Here is a 15,015-nt window from a genome sequence, read left to right as displayed (position 1 = left end):
CTAGGCTCCTTTTGCCAGCAGTAAATTAAGATACGCCTTTAACGTTTTGCGGGCATAACATTAAAAATCAACACTAAAATTGTAATTGCTGAGTAACACGCTCATTATAGGGTTATTCACGGTTTTGCACTGGTTATAGGAACGGTGTATGCTGTTTTTAGGCTGAGTTAATTGAAAAGGATTGATATGAAGCGCATTTTACTATTATGTGCAGCGGTTTTTGCAACCTCTGGTCAAGCCAATACCGATGTACTATCAGTGGATCCGGTCATGCTCTCTGGCAGTGCTTTTTCATTTGAGAATGATGCCAAGCGTTACCCTAAGCAAAGCCAATTTAGCATTGTCCATAGTGTATTAATGAGCAGTGAAAGTGGTCGCCGTTTAGCGGTTGTGACGATTGAAAATAAAGCATCGGGGTCGCGAATTCTTCAGGCTGACCATATTATGGCGCTGTTTGCCGATGGGCGTCGTGTTCATCCTCAGAGCTTTGACGAAGGTATTAAGTTAGATGATGGCGAAAAGCGTTCTTTGACATTATCTTTTGGTGAAAACGAATACCCAATTTTAGCGGTATACACGAGTTTAGATGAGTAAAAGGAAGACCTATGAAACTACTTAAGCCACTGGCAATTACATTACTTTTAAACTCACCGTTAACCTTTGCAGTTGATAGCCAAGACTTTGTTAAAGATAACGTTTTTACGCAAGGCGTTGAAGGGCCAACCATGTATAACGGTGCCTTGTACGCGGTGAACTATGCCCAGCAAGGAACCATTGGCCGCGTTGATAACATGGGCAAAACATCGTTATTTGTAAGGCTACCAAATGACAGCGTTGGTAATGGCTTACAGTTTGACTCACAAGGCAATTTGTTTATTGCTGATTATGTTAACCACAATATTTTAAAAGTACCTGCTGGCAGCAATAAAGCAGAAGTGTTCGCCCATAATAGTAAAATGAATCAACCCAATGACATTGCTATCACCAAAAGCGGGGCGCTGTTTGCAAGTGACCCTAACTGGGCGAACGAAACGGGCCAGCTGTGGCGTATTAATGCAGATGGCAGCACTCATTTACTCGAAAAAAACATGGGTACCACCAATGGGGTAGCGGTTAATCACGACAACACGAAGCTTTATGTGAACGAGAGTGTGCAGCGAGTTGTTTGGCAATATGACTTAGATGAGAACTTAAACATTAGTAACCAAAAAGCTTTGATTAAGTTTGCTGATCATGGCTTAGATGGCATGCGCGTTAATAATCAAGGGCACGTCTTTATTACTCGTTACGGCGAAGGGAAAGTGCTTGAAGTATCGCCTACCGGCAAACTCTTAAATAGCTATCAATTAAAAGGCCAGCATCCGACGAATTTGGCTTTCAATGAGACGCAAAACAAAGTGTATGTCACCATGCAAAAGCGCGGTGCAATAGAAGTGATTGAGCTTTAGCCTTGTTTTGCTCGTGCAATCGCGGCGGTGATTGCCGCTTTTGCTTGCGGACTATTTTGCCAACAACTTGAATGCAGCATTGATGCTACACGTTCAGCAATTGTGTTGGCATCAAACCCGGCTAACTCCTCAAACGATTCAATACCGATTTCTTCAAACCGTTTTATCACCGTTGGCCCAACACCTTTGAGTGCTAAAAGCGCGTTGCGCTCTTGCTCGTTAAATGGCATTTGTTCGTTCCTTGTTCATTGCGTTTATAAAATGATGAGGGTCATCTAGTCCCAGGAAAACAGTGTTGATATCACCCATAGGTTCAATGAGCTTAATTTTAATATTCGGGTAGCCAGAATAGTTGTAACGTTTGATTGAACGAGCGCGTGCAATAAAGTCGGTATTTAAATCAATGGATTTGATATTTTCTAAAGCAATATTGTAAGCAGGATAGAGCCCACAGCGAATAATGAGTTGTGATTTACTAATAGAAACAGGACGCTTTGCAACTGCTCGGTATTCTGCAATGAAGAATAAAAGACTAAATATAGTTAAACCAGTGATTATGTTTGCTGCTGTTGATGACCACACAAAGTGTATGAAGAAGTGCATCATGAGCAGTTCTAATAAGATAATAAAAATAAAGCCAAGTAAGTTAGCTTGTGCGCCGTCTTTATTATGATAACTAAAATGTTGTTCACCAGTGAAATAACTAGGTTTAATGTGTTTAGCGTAAAATAAGAAAGCCCACATCCGTGTTTCGAAACATAAAAAGTTTGCAATAGCACTTTGTTTGAAAAGCTTTTTAATTGGCCTTTCTATAGCTGTGTCTGGGTCGGTCTGCTGGCTTAAAGCGGATTTTATTGCCAGGTACACAGTAATAAGAGCGCTTAGCTCTAAAATTACAATCAAAGCTAAAATCCCGTAACGACCTTGCTCTAAGAAATGCATTAAAAACTTGTTTTGTTCGGGAACAATGTAACTCCCCACTAAAATAGCTAGTGAGCACAACATCAAGGCTTTTAAAGCTGCTTCTTTCTTATTTTTAATTAATATTAAGCAAAGTACAGGTAATACTATCAGTGCATCAAGCAGGTATAACCATTCAAAGTTTGCTTTACCAAAGTCATTTAACGGGTGGCTACCTTGGTAATACATACCCCAAAAAAGACTAATACTAATTAGGAAAATAAATGGGATTTTGGACTTTATTGATTTGAGCATTACATCTTCCTTGCTGCTTTTTGTTGCTCATATCATAACCAACAATCTAAACACTGTCCCTTTTTTATTGTTGACATAATTACAGCCTGTTTAAAATAAAAAAGCGCACCGGGCAGGGTGCGCTTGAGGGGATCAATCCTGTGTAGCTAAAACAGTAGGATTAATTAGAAGCTTGGAGCATATCTCAGTGAAACACCGACTGAGCGGCCAATCACACTATAATCACTCACGGTGTTAAAGTGGTTTGCGCCTACTTCAGGTGTTGGTGGTTCACGGTCTAATAAGTTATCGACACCAAAGTTAACAGCAAGTTCCTCATTAACTTGCCATGCCGCGGCAAAGTCTAAGTAATTTTGTGCTGAAATTGTTTCTGAACGGTCAACAGCATACTCTACTTCACCGATTCTGCGCCAGCCAAGTTGGAAGTTCATGTTATCTAACTGCCAATCAATGCTTGCGCGGTGTTTGTAATCAGCTTGCAGGATACTCGCAAAGTCGCCCGAGCAGGCGCTGCCGTACGTTCCTTTACAGTCAATTTCAGCCACCGTACTGTTGTTTTGGCGCGTTTGCTTAGTAACAAAGTTACCTTGGTACGAGAATCTAAAACGACCACCCATTTGCTCAGGTGCATCAATCACATAATTTGCTGCAACGTCGATACCTTCTTGCTCAATTGCGGCTAAGTTAAAGTCATTGACGATAGCTGTGCTAATAAAACCAGTGTTTGGATCGCGAAGTACCGCACCACACAATGGGTTGTTTGGATTCGGGTCATCAACATAACAGCTTTGCAGTGCAGCACCTGGTTGAATTTGGCTTACCGCATCTGTTACACGAATACTGTAGTAATCGAGTGATAAATCAAAGCCTTCTAAATAGCCAGGTGTATAAACAATGCCTAATGTATCAGATTCAGCTTGTTCAGGTTTAATATTCGGGTTACCACCGTAGGTGTACTCTGCCGTGCTTGAATCAAACTCGGTGCCAACAGGCGGCGCACCAAACGCAGCACATTGAGTCGCATCACCGGTGCCCAGTAAACAAGGATCGCCGTTATAACGCCCTGCTAGGCGTGGTACAAACTGATCGCTGTTTTGGTCAAATAACGATAACGATAGCGCTGTGATTGGGCTGGCAAACTCACCTAAGTTAGGTGCTCTAAACGCGGTTAAGCGGTTGGCGCGAATACGAATGTCACTGTTTATTGCCCAGTTGATACCTAGTTTGTAAGTGTCTTCTGCTTCGGTATTTGAGTAATCAGAAATACGGTAGGCACCTTCAAAGCTAAGCTCTTCAGCAAAAGGTTTATCAACTAAGATAGGCACTAAAATTTCAGCGTAGAACTCTTCAGAGCTAAAGCTTGCATCCATATCAAATGCGCTGATAGACGCAAAGCTGGTACCGTTTCTAAATGCATCACCTGGGGTTTGTTTACCGGTTTCTTTACGGTATTCATAACCAATTGCAAAATCGATAGCGCCGGCTGGTAATTCAAATAAGAATCCAGAGTCACCTGACAGTGTTGCTGAGATCACACTTTGTGTACGGTCGCGAGTGGTATATAGCAATGGGTCGCTAAAGTCGCTAAAATCATGGTTTGGATCAAAAATATCCACTGAATTTGCAAGGGCAGCAAAGCGACTATTACCGCTGTTATCATTACGGTATGCGTTGTTGTATATGGTGGCTACTTCGTCAGTTTTGCCATACTGGCCATATACGTCATAACGTAAGTAGTCAGTTAAATCACCTTTTAAACCCAATTGAAATTGCATTGAATCACGCACCGCTTCGGTGTGTTGCACGCCTAAACCTAGGTTACGTTCAACATTAACAAGGGCATTGCCTTCGCTATCAAACGTGAGTTGGTCGCGTAGTTCATCTGGAATATACGCATTGTCTTGCGTTAGGGTTACTTGCTCGTTAACAAAAATCGGTGTTTGGCCACTGGCACCAGCACCATTTACGGTCACTTTAGAATACATTGCGCGACCATAGGCAATGGCACTGTCGCTTACATCAACGTCAAATAATAAGCCCGCAGAAAAACGGTCCATCGGTTGAGTTAAATAACGGTCAGCTGTGAAATCAGATGTTTGACGATCACTTGTTACAGCTCCTGAGTCAGCAATACCTATGCTGTTGCCAGATACAACGTCAGTATAATAACCACCGCTGTTGATCATTGCCGTAGAGTTTTCAAGTGCGTAGTCACGCTCGCCGGCTAATAACTCTTTTCGCTCTGTATAACCAATATAGCCTGTTACATGGCCGCGACCATCTGCGATGTCGCCACCAAAAATAGCCTCAAAGTTAAGCTTTTCGTTACCGCCGTCGGCACTTTCGTAACTGGTTGAGAACTCAGCGCCAGTAAAATCATCGTCTAAAACAAAGTTTACAACGCCTGCTACTGCATCGGCACCATAAACCGCTGCTGCACCACCAGTTAATACATCAACGCGTTTAATTAACCCGGCTGGAATGGTATTTACGTCAACCGAGTTACGAAAACTAAATGGTACTGCGCGAGTACCGTCAATAAGTACTAATGTACGGTTTTGGCCAAGGCCGCGTAAATCTATGGTTGATGAGCCAAATGAGTCACCGACTGTGGCACCGGTGCTGTTTGCACCCGCCGCAGCTTGTGGCAGTTTTGCTGTAATATCTTCAACGTTCACTGCACGGTCTAGGTGAATTTGTGCTTCATCAACGCTCACCACTGGGCTACTTGAAACCAGCTCGGTACGTTGAATACGTGAACCCGTTACGGTGATCACTTCAGGTTTTTTTACTTCAGTAGTTTCTTCTGCGTGGGCATAACTAATTACTGAACTTACAGCGAGAGCTAAAGGTGATAGCAGCAATAGCGAGCGATGCCCTGTTGATGTATTTGCTTTCATGATGATTCCCTTGCGTTTTATCATTTAAATCAACGCAGGTTGGTGAGTGACCTAGACCATTTAGTTAATTTAATGAGTCATACTTTTTGTTATGATGCTTGTGTGTTCTCCTTTTGGGGAGCTCACCGGTACAGTTTTAAAGCAATTTAAAAGTCTTTGCAATAATTATTCTTTAAATCTATTATTTTAAAATATAAACTATTCCAACTCATCAACCCGCTTATTTACATCTAATAAGCTGATTTTAAGTGATTTATTTATGCATCAACATATTGAAAAACTGTATTTAAGCGCAAAAAAAGAAAGAAAATTAATAATTGGTCTAATGAGTGGTACCTCGTTAGATGGCCTTGATATCGCGCTATGCGAAGTATCAGGGCAGGGCATGAACACTCATGTAGAAGTATTAAAGTTTACGACGGTCGACTACGACGATGATTATAAAACGCGTGTAAAGCGAGTGTTCGCCAAACGCGAATGTGATCTTGAAGAAGTCACTTTACTCAACCCTTGGATTGGCCAATTACATGGTGAAATGGTTGCCAAAACGTTAGCCAGCTGGGGAGTAGCAAAAGAACTTGTTGATGTGATTGCCAGCCACGGACAAACTATTTATCACTGCCCTAAAAACCAACACAAGCGTGCAGAATATGGCAATGCAACACTACAAATTGGTGACAGCGATCATTTAGCGGTGACTGCAGGTATTACGACCATAGCTGATTTTAGACAAAAGCACATTGCTGCGGGTGGCGAAGGCGCACCGCTTGCGGTATATGGTGACTACTTGTATTTCACAAGTACCAGCGAAAACCGTATTTTGCTAAATATGGGCGGTATTGCAAACTTAACCTACTTACCTAAATCTGCAGATGCACGAGCGGTTTTTAGCTCTGACATTGGCCCTGGCAATACCATTATGGATGCCTATGTGCAGCGTTATTTTGCACCACTTCATTATGATAAAGATGCCGCTATTGCAGCAAAAGGCACGGTAAGTGAAGATTTACTCGCAGCGCTGTGTGATGATGCGTTTTTTGCTTTAGGGTTTCCAAAAACAACCGGGCCAGAAGTGTTTAATCTAGAGTATTTATTTGCAGCACAAGCACGCTCGAATACGCAGAGCTTATCGCACTTTGATGTGATGGCAACTTTGGTGCAGTTTTCAGGGGTAATGATTGCTAAAGCAATTAACCAATGCAGCGAAGGCTTGACCGATGTGGCTGTTTACGCCAGTGGTGGTGGAGTTCATAACCCATTATTAATGGACATTATTTTGGCTAATTGCCCAGAACTTTCTGTTATAAAAAACACCGATTCGTTGGGGATAAACCCAGATGCAAAAGAAGCCGTGTTATTTGCTATTTTAGCGAACGAATGTTTGTCGGGCGGACAACAACGCTTTGGTAATACCGAGCAAGGGATCCCCGATATTACCATGGGTAAAATTAGCTTTGCTGACTAGGCCCTAGAAAAAGGCTAAAAAGCTTGCGCCAATATTACTGATGTAATGGCGTAAGCCATTGTTTTTAGATTGATCGCCAGTTAGCAGCTCTGGTGATGTGCTTGCTGCAATGCTGACATCAAACTGGGCGCTGTCTTTAAGTGTTGCATGCATGCCGTGTAGCATTAATTGCAATACAAATTCACCACTGTGAGTAACATCCTCTAACGTAAGCATAATAACGTGCTGATCTAGATCGTGTTGCGTTAAAGTATGCGCAGTAAAGTACGCAGACTCACGTGCATCAGGGCGCGTTGCACTGATAGAGATCACATCACCTTCATGGGCATCATCTGGCAGCACACAACAAAATACAACACGCTTTTGCTCATTAGCCGCAAAATGCAATTGTTCATATTCCATAGTATGCGCAAGCGCAGCACATAAAGGATCTTCACTAGAGGGGAGTGCAAACGAAAGTTGCACCAAGGCACTGTCCATTACTTCTTCATTACGTTAGGTGATTAAATTAGCGTCAATTATTGATCAGTTAGATGACAGAATTATGACTATTGTCATATTGCGGATTATTTATATCAAAAACAGAGGAAAGTGTTCTTTCTGTTCCAAAACTGGAATGGTTTCTGACAAGATTGGAATAGAAAGTCTTGTCTGGCAAGGGTTTTAGGGTGGAGGGAAATGTCGATATTTGGGGTTTTCTGATAAGGCGTGATACCTGTATATTTACCTCAAAGCTACAGATGAATCATAATTAAAATATCAAGTACTGGAGGTAATACAAAGCTCAGTTTGGATTAATCAAAAACCTGCCTTTTTTGCGCTGTCTCTTAACTCAAAAATGCCCCATAATGGGTTAACGTAAATACTCTATAGGTCGGCTTTGAGCGAATTTGAGACACTGATTTTATGTTTGAGTTGTATCAATATATCTACAAAACGGACATTAAGCCTCTTATTTCCCCATGTTCAGTTAACTTAAATACTCTAATTTGTGATTTAAAATTGATTTTTCACAAAAAGAATCTGAAAACTTAGAGGGAAAGCTAGAGCTTTAACGAAATAGCTTTGACATAAATTAAGTGTAAATTCAGCTACTCTTAAGTTTAAAGCGATATTCTGAATAATATTTACTCAAAGGCATGCATCATTGAAAGTTTTAGTTATCGAAGATTCAATATCACTTAGACGAAGTTTAAGGGTAGGATTAACCAACCTCGGTTTCACCGTGGATGATACTGGTGATGGTTCTGAGGGGCTAAGCATGGCTTTGTCTGGAGATTATTCACTACTAATTCTCGACTTAATGCTCCCCTCTGTCGATGGTACTTCAATACTGAAAGCAATCCGTAATGCAGGTAAAGATATCCGTGTATTAATTTTGTCTGCGAAAGACCTTACAGAAGATAAAGTTGAAGGGCTTCTCAACGGTGCAGATGACTACCTTACTAAACCTTTTTCTTTTGACGAGCTGCATGTCCGTTTACTCTGTTTAATGCGGCGAGGTACTTTGAATATGAACGCTAACAGTATTAACATTGGTTCTATATCGCTAGATTTACATTTAAAACAATTAAGATGTGGTGGTAAAGATGCTCAGCTAACCCCTAATGAATACAAAGTGGTTGAGTGCTTATTCTCCAATCAAGGAAAAGTCATTTCTTCTGAAAAGCTTAGCGAATACCTCGCCGGACAATATGATGCAATTGCAAAAAATTCTATAGAGGCTCACCTTTCTTCTGCTCGGAAAAAAGTAAGAGCTATTGGTTACGAGCTTCCAATTAAAACTAAGCGTGGCTTTGGTTACTTCGTTGAGAGTCATTAATGAATTCAATTCATAAAAAGCTAAGTCGCTATCTATCAATTTCAATTTCATTACTTTTAATTTGTATCTTATTAGCAACTGATATCAGTGTTGATACATGGATAAGTGATGAGTTTGACCGAGCCATGGTCAACAAGGTTGGGCTACTTGAAACATTAGTTGAAGAAGATGAGGACGGAATAGAATTTGATTTTGCTGGGGAGTTTATGCCGGAATTTGAAGGCAAAGAAAACCCTGAATATTACCAACTTTGGCACAAAAGCGAAGTATTTGAGAGATCGGACACTCTAGAGTTTTTTGAAATAAAAGATCTCTCTCGACTAGATGCAAAACTACATGAATTTATTATTCAAGATACCGTATTACCAGACGGCAGAAATGGCAGGATGCTTTATACAAAATTTTTTCCTCAGGTTGACTCTGACATTCGAGAAACACTCGGTATAAGCAGAGAAGAATTTGCAAAAAATCAACAACCAATGGAACTTGCCTATGCGCTAAGTAGAGAAGAGTTAGACTATATCCTCTGGTTTGTTGATATTATCTTTATTTTCACATCTATATTCTCTGTATTTATTATCAGAATAATTGTCAAACTTGTTGTTTATAGGAGTTTAAAGCCAATAACTCAACTCAGTCAGCAGCTAAGAAAAATAAGTTTAAACTCTAAAAACCCGGAAGTTTCAGTAGAATTTTTACCGCAAGAACTCGTTCCGATAGCTGAAGGCGTTAATCAGTTTATTAAAGAAAATCATATTCTGTACATTCGAGAGCAGAGGATGGCTTCTGACATTGCTCACGAATTAAAAACACCAATCGCAGAGCTTATAAGTTTGAGCGAAGTTGCCTTAAAGTTTCCTCATGAAAAGGAAATATCAGATAACCTTGCAAGCGATGTCCATGGAATATCCTATCGCTTAAAAAATATCGTTAGTAGCATCATGCTATTGCAAAAAAGTAGTAGTAGCAATGAATTAGAAACTAACGAAATTAACCTAACGGATCTGATTAGTAATGTTATCGCAAGAGAAAATTCAGATGACAGAGAAATTATACTTCTTTTCGATTTGCCATCATTGATAGTAGAAACCAATAAATTTGCTTTAGAAACTGTGTTATCAAATTTAATTAACAATGCAATCTTTTATAGTCCAACTAATTCAGCAATAGAGATAACAACAGCAAAGACTGATAACAGAAATGCTTTAATCAAAATTTCAAATATCTGCTACGAAAACTATCAAGAAAATGAACTTAAATTGTTTTTTGAGCCTTTATGGCAAAAAGACGAATCAAGAACATCAACAGAGCGATTTGGATTAGGTTTAGCAATAGTAAAATCCTATTGTGAAAAAATTGGAGCAACTGTTTCAGTATCGTTAGTTGAGAGGAAAATTACATTTACTGTGTCACTGTAATGAAAAAGCATTATAACGGTTCTTTACTATTTCTTTATCTGTTTGCTTCAAGTATTGCCTTTGCAACTGAAGTTGTCGTTGATGGCTCCCTGAATGATTCAGGTTGGCAAAGCGCGCAGCGAAACACTGTTAATTATCAAGTTGTTCCACAAACGCTAACAAAGGTAGAGAGCAACTTTTCTTATCAAGTGATAACAACTGACCGCGGCATATACATAGGTGTTGTGGCAACGACTAAGCCGCCATTGAGAGTAAGGACACAAGAAAACGACACGCTTTTCACTAATGATCATATTCAATTAATGATAGATATGAATAATACCGAACAAACAAGTTATGTATTTTCAGTCAATCATCAAGGATATTTTTATGATGGTATCTATAAGCAGAATAAAGAGTTAGATTTAGATTGGAGTAGTCAGTGGTACTTCAAAACTAAAGTGTTTACCAATTCATGGAACGCTGAAATTTATATCCCTTGGACTACTATGTCTTTTGCTATTCAAGAGCAGAATGAATTCGGCCTTTCTATTACTCGTTTTGATGAATCCACTAATGCAACCTATTCATCAATTCCGGCAAACGCTTCAATGAATAGTTTTTTAACAAATTTCAGCAAACAAAAAGTTGAAATTAACAATCAGTCGAGCCTAGATATTTTTCCATACATTTCGGCTAATCGAGACATTGCGAACAACAAAAACTCTACTGATATAGGGGCTGAATTGTTTTGGAAACCTACTAAAAGTCAGCAATTAAGTGCCACCATAAACCCTGACTTTGGACAGGTTGAGTCAGATGAGTTAGTTGTTAATTTTTCAGCCATAGAAAGCTTTTTCTCAGAAAAACGACCTTTTTTCAATGATAATCAAAGTTTATTTGAAGTTTCCGGGCCAGAGTCTCTCAGAGTAGTACATACGCCAAGAATTGGCGGGGAGTCATATTATGATGAAGACTATTCAGGTGAGTTGGATTCTGCAATTAAATACACAATAAGTAGTGAACAATTAGATTTTGGGCTTTTATCTGCATTTGAAAGTGCCGATAGCGGGAAATTTGGTAGAGATTTTTGGATATTAAGAGGGCAGTACCGATTAGGAGCTAACAAGTTTGGCGCTTCAATTAATAGGGTTAATACGCCCAGCATTGAGCGAAAGGCAATTATAATTGAGTCTGATTTCAATTATGCATACTCAGATAATACTAAGCTAAATTTCGGCATAGTCAGATCTGATATAGAACAAGAGCCTGAAACAACGAGCGACTTCGGTTGGTGGCTTACAGGAAGTACAGAACCATCCGAGCAGCATAGTCATGAGTTTAGTCTTTTTAACTATGGAGACGACTTACAATTAAATGACATCGGCTATGTCAAGCGAGTCAATCGAAAGCAATTTGAATATGAATATCAATTTCAAATTCCAGATTTAGATAGATGGTTGATAAGAGATGTTACATTTGCGTTTGAAACTGAATTAAAAAAGAACCACCAAAATGAAAAACTGCCTCGTATTGTTGGTGCAGGTGTTGAATTGGTGACAAGTACAGAATTTGAATATCAACTTTCTTTGGAGTTGGGTTCGTCTGGATATGATGATTTACTAACGCGAGGGAATAATTCCGTATGGCTACCGTCCTTTTATATAGCCGAACTTGAACTAAATTCTCCAGAATATGACTGGGGAAGTGTTGGAGTCGCACTAGAGATGGGAACGGAGGGCCTGACTGGTAACTTTTACAACGCTGAAGTGAGCATTGAGCAGCAGATTAGTACTCTACTACTCATTGGACTAACGGTATCACAATACAATAGTGATAGTTGGCTTGAATGGGATGACGGTAATACCGTCGATGAATTTAACTTCACAGAGCAAGGCATTGAACTAAGTGTAGATTATCAAATTAGTGAAAGTCAGGAAGTACGTTTTAAACTTGAGTCTGTTATCGGGAAAGCAAATCACCTAAATCAATACATCGTTGATAGACAGGGTGAGTTGATAGGCTCTAAAAACCAAGATGATTTTTCATTTTCTGAAAGTGCTTTCCAGCTTCGCTATAAATATTCTTTAAGTAAATTAACCGCGCTTTACCTCAGCTATAGTTTTGGTGGGGAATTTGAAGACGATCTCGCGAAGTTTGGAAAAAGAAACCTTTATAAACAATCAATAAATGCAAAAGATGCTCATAATCTATTTGCGAAAATTCGACTTCATTTTTGATTAAGGCAACATTCAATCAATCTTATTTAAAGTTTCAGTTTCAACTAAGCAAAACTTAAGTTTTAATTTTTAGCATGTAATCACCAACATTGAGGTGATTTTATGCCAGTAAAGCTAACAATTGGTCAACAATATTCTAAAGGCTATTTCCCATTTTGGAAACTTATAAGTTTTATATGTTTAATGAGTGCCATAATGGTAAGTATGGCACTGAATAAAGACGCCTATATCGCCAGCCAAAAAGATATCTTTTCTTTCAGTAACAATGCTCTGCAAATACTACCCAGTGAAATTTGGCACAATATTACGTACTTGGGGGATGCTCTGATTCTAATTCCGCTGCTTTCCTTCATTTGCCTTGTGAATACGAGAATGTGGGCAGCTATGTTCGGAGCTGTTCCTCTCGCTTGCGCACTTAGTCATTTAGGTAAAAGTTTCTTTGCCATTCCTAGACCCGCTGCTGTTTTAGAACATCAGCAATTTACTATTATTGGCGAAACCCTGACTGCTTATACAAGTTTTCCATCTGGTCATACTATTACGATTTTTACAGCAATCTCTGCAATGGTATTTGTTCTTTTGAGAGAAGCTAAAATCAGTGAGCAACATAAAACGTATTGGATATATTTATCGCTTATGGTCGCTACAGTAGTCGCCATTTCTAGAGTCGCTGTTGGTGCTCATTGGCCCGCAGATTTAGCATTTGGAGCAATAATAGGCACTGTTTCAGGGTTAAGTGGCGAATACTTATCAAAACATTATTCAAAATGGTGGAATTGGGCAAAAGTAAAGCCTGCTATTTTAGGATATTTTGTCCTTGGATTTTGCTTCATCCTTTTAGTATGTACTATCAGTGGAAAGCTTCCTGAACTAACTATAATTTGGATAGCAATTTCAGTCAGCGCTATTGTTGGTACATACATCACATTAAAATCAATATTACAAGATGAACACTAAAGCCCTTTCTAAAATTTCAATTTTGAAGGCAAGCAGCTTCACTTTTTGGGTGAGCATTGTAATGACGTTTGCTTACAATTTGGTGCTGTTAGAGTATGTTAATCAAAACACCAATGTATGGAGCACTAGCGGAATTGGAATATTACTATCTACTGTTGTGATAGTATTTATCTTTTCATACACCATATTTTCATTGCTAGCGTTTATTTCACCAACAGTTCTGAAAATATTTCTCGTAATCATCACTGTTTTAAATGCTTCCGCTATATATTACATGAGTAACTATCAAGTGGTGCTAGATAGAACCATGATGGGAAATATATTTAACACCCGCTATTCAGAATCTATTGAACTACTCACCGTAAGCTTAGTTTTCCCGATAATAATGTTGGGGTTAATGCCAGCTTGTTTTGTTGCCTTAATAAAAATTAAACAAGTTGATAGAGTAAAAATATTAGGTAACGCGTCAATTGCTTTAGTAATCTCTGGTGCATTCTTGTATACGAATTCTACTAGTTGGCTTTGGATTGATAAGCATGCCAGCGTTTTAGGCGGAAAGATTTTACCTTGGTCATACATAATAAATTCAGGTAGATATTACTCATCTATAAATAGAACAACTGACGGACAGAAAGCGTTACCAGATGGCCATTTTCTGAATAACAATAAAACAGTCTTTGTATTGGTCATTGGTGAAACCGCTCGTGCTGCCAATTTTTCATTGTATGGCTATTCCAAATTAACTAACCCAAAGCTCGCAGAACAGTCTAATCTACTAGTGCTGAACAATACAAAATCCTGCACTACCTATACCACAGGTTCTCTGGCATGTATTTTAGCACCTAGTGATCAATACTTAGACTTTGAAGCATTACCAACTTACTTAGCTCGACATGGCGTTGATGTACAGTGGCGAACCAATAACTGGGGTGAACCACCAATAAAAGCAACAAGTTATACCGAGGCGGTTGAATTACGAGCTGACTGCGTGGGTGAAGGCTGTAAGTTAGATGAAGTACTACTGACTAATTTAATTAACGCTATCGATTCATCTGATAAACAAAAGATCTTTGTTGTTTTGCATACTAAAGGGAGTCATGGACCAAGCTACTATTCACGATACACAAAAGAATTTAACCAATTCACTCCTGTCTGCCGTGATGAAGAAATTAGCAAATGTAGTCCGGAGGAATTGATTAATGCCTACGATAATACCCTGCTGTATACCGATCATTTCCTGACGACACTGATAATGGAGTTACAAACCTTAGCGAAAACTTCATCAGCAATGATGTATATTTCTGATCACGGTGAGTCACTTGGTGAGCATGGACTTTACTTGCATGGCACACCATATTCATTTGCACCAGATTATCAAAAAGATATCCCATTTTTATTTTGGGCATCTGATACTTTTTTAGATGCAAGAAATTTAAAGCTTAAAAACTTAAATCAAGCTAATAGCCATAATCAGTTTAATGTCTTTCATACCGTTTTAGGAGCGCTTAGCCTTGAGTCATCAATATATGATAGTACGCTTGATGTATTGTATAACTCTGGTGAACATTAGA

Annotated in this window: 12 protein-coding genes; 8 read left to right on the top strand and 4 right to left on the bottom strand. The window is 39.2% G+C overall.

Annotated features, from left to right (window positions below):
• Positions 1–186 precede the first annotated feature (186 nt).
• Positions 187–594 (top strand): hypothetical protein, encoded by a 408-nt coding sequence (locus tag PASHI_RS04450; RefSeq protein WP_062564723.1) that lies wholly within the window; start codon positions 187–189, stop codon positions 592–594.
• An 11-nt stretch (positions 595–605) separates the two neighbouring features.
• Positions 606–1,448 (top strand): SMP-30/gluconolactonase/LRE family protein, encoded by an 843-nt coding sequence (locus tag PASHI_RS04445; RefSeq protein ID WP_062564722.1) that lies wholly within the window; start codon positions 606–608, stop codon positions 1,446–1,448.
• Here PASHI_RS04445 and PASHI_RS04440 read toward each other — a convergent pair.
• The 3 genes from PASHI_RS04440 to PASHI_RS04430 form a co-directional block, all read right to left on the bottom strand.
• Complete coding sequence (locus PASHI_RS04440; protein WP_062564721.1) at positions 1,445–1,678, bottom strand: helix-hairpin-helix domain-containing protein; 234 nt, start codon at positions 1,676–1,678, stop codon at positions 1,445–1,447. The two genes, PASHI_RS04445 and PASHI_RS04440, sit on opposite strands and share 4 nt — an antisense overlap.
• Positions 1,668–2,663 carry a hypothetical protein gene (locus PASHI_RS04435; protein WP_062564720.1) on the bottom strand — a complete coding sequence of 332 codons (996 nt, stop codon included), beginning with the start codon at positions 2,661–2,663 and terminating at the stop codon, positions 1,668–1,670. The genes PASHI_RS04440 and PASHI_RS04435 overlap by 11 nt, the downstream gene beginning before the upstream one ends.
• A 164-nt stretch (positions 2,664–2,827) precedes the next feature.
• Positions 2,828–5,563 carry a TonB-dependent receptor domain-containing protein gene (locus PASHI_RS04430; RefSeq protein ID WP_062564719.1) on the bottom strand — a complete coding sequence of 912 codons (2,736 nt, stop codon included), beginning with the start codon at positions 5,561–5,563 and terminating at the stop codon, positions 2,828–2,830.
• A gap of 259 nt (positions 5,564–5,822) precedes the next feature.
• Here PASHI_RS04430 and PASHI_RS04425 point away from each other — a divergent pair, with 259 nt between their 5' ends.
• On the top strand, positions 5,823–7,028 hold the full coding sequence (locus PASHI_RS04425) for an anhydro-N-acetylmuramic acid kinase (protein ID WP_062564718.1): 1,206 nt from the start codon (positions 5,823–5,825) through the stop codon (positions 7,026–7,028).
• A 3-nt stretch (positions 7,029–7,031) separates the two neighbouring features.
• On the opposite strand, the gene PASHI_RS04420 is transcribed toward PASHI_RS04425, so the two are convergent.
• A complete protein-coding gene (locus PASHI_RS04420) occupies positions 7,032–7,508 on the bottom strand; it encodes a hypothetical protein (protein ID WP_062564717.1) in 477 nt (158 codons plus the stop codon).
• A gap of 667 nt (positions 7,509–8,175) precedes the next feature.
• Here PASHI_RS04420 and PASHI_RS04415 point away from each other — a divergent pair.
• The 5 genes from PASHI_RS04415 (at position 8,176) to eptA (ending at position 15,014) form a co-directional block, all read left to right on the top strand.
• Positions 8,176–8,850: a response regulator transcription factor gene (locus PASHI_RS04415; RefSeq protein WP_062564716.1), complete on the top strand. Its 675-nt coding sequence runs from the start codon at positions 8,176–8,178 to the stop codon at positions 8,848–8,850.
• On the top strand, positions 8,850–10,268 hold the full coding sequence (locus tag PASHI_RS04410; protein WP_062564715.1) for a sensor histidine kinase: 1,419 nt from the start codon (positions 8,850–8,852) through the stop codon (positions 10,266–10,268). Before PASHI_RS04415 ends, PASHI_RS04410 begins: the two co-directional genes overlap by 1 nt.
• Positions 10,268–12,487, top strand: a complete 2,220-nt coding sequence (locus PASHI_RS04405) for a DUF5916 domain-containing protein (protein ID WP_062564714.1) — start codon at positions 10,268–10,270, stop codon at positions 12,485–12,487. The genes PASHI_RS04410 and PASHI_RS04405 overlap by 1 nt, the downstream gene beginning before the upstream one ends.
• A 102-nt stretch (positions 12,488–12,589) precedes the next feature.
• Positions 12,590–13,444: a phosphatase PAP2 family protein gene (locus PASHI_RS04400; RefSeq protein WP_062564713.1), complete on the top strand. Its 855-nt coding sequence runs from the start codon at positions 12,590–12,592 to the stop codon at positions 13,442–13,444.
• Positions 13,434–15,014: a phosphoethanolamine--lipid A transferase EptA gene (gene eptA, locus PASHI_RS04395; RefSeq protein WP_082710864.1), complete on the top strand. Its 1,581-nt coding sequence runs from the start codon at positions 13,434–13,436 to the stop codon at positions 15,012–15,014. The genes PASHI_RS04400 and eptA overlap by 11 nt, the downstream gene beginning before the upstream one ends.
• The last annotated feature ends 1 nt before the right edge of the window (position 15,015 follow it).

Origin of the sequence: Pseudoalteromonas shioyasakiensis, from assembly GCF_001550135.1 — a bacterium.
GTDB classification, from domain to species: Bacteria; Pseudomonadota; Gammaproteobacteria; order Enterobacterales; family Alteromonadaceae; genus Pseudoalteromonas; species Pseudoalteromonas shioyasakiensis.
Note: the sequence above shows the minus strand (reverse complement) of the source record. Positions and strands in the feature narration are given on the sequence as shown.

Coding starts and splice junctions, on each gene's coding strand:
- PASHI_RS04450 (WP_062564723.1), top strand. CDS start 187: ATGAAGCGCATTTTACTATTATGTGCAGCGGTTTTTGCAACCTCTGGT.
- PASHI_RS04445 (WP_062564722.1), top strand. CDS start 606: ATGAAACTACTTAAGCCACTGGCAATTACATTACTTTTAAACTCACCG.
- PASHI_RS04440 (WP_062564721.1), bottom strand. CDS start 1,678: ATGCCATTTAACGAGCAAGAGCGCAACGCGCTTTTAGCACTCAAAGGT.
- PASHI_RS04435 (WP_062564720.1), bottom strand. CDS start 2,663: ATGCTCAAATCAATAAAGTCCAAAATCCCATTTATTTTCCTAATTAGT.
- PASHI_RS04430 (WP_062564719.1), bottom strand. CDS start 5,563: ATGAAAGCAAATACATCAACAGGGCATCGCTCGCTATTGCTGCTATCA.
- PASHI_RS04425 (WP_062564718.1), top strand. CDS start 5,823: ATGCATCAACATATTGAAAAACTGTATTTAAGCGCAAAAAAAGAAAGA.
- PASHI_RS04420 (WP_062564717.1), bottom strand. CDS start 7,508: ATGGACAGTGCCTTGGTGCAACTTTCGTTTGCACTCCCCTCTAGTGAA.
- PASHI_RS04410 (WP_062564715.1), top strand. CDS start 8,850: ATGAATTCAATTCATAAAAAGCTAAGTCGCTATCTATCAATTTCAATT.
- PASHI_RS04405 (WP_062564714.1), top strand. CDS start 10,268: ATGAAAAAGCATTATAACGGTTCTTTACTATTTCTTTATCTGTTTGCT.
- PASHI_RS04400 (WP_062564713.1), top strand. CDS start 12,590: ATGCCAGTAAAGCTAACAATTGGTCAACAATATTCTAAAGGCTATTTC.
- eptA (WP_082710864.1), top strand. CDS start 13,434: ATGAACACTAAAGCCCTTTCTAAAATTTCAATTTTGAAGGCAAGCAGC.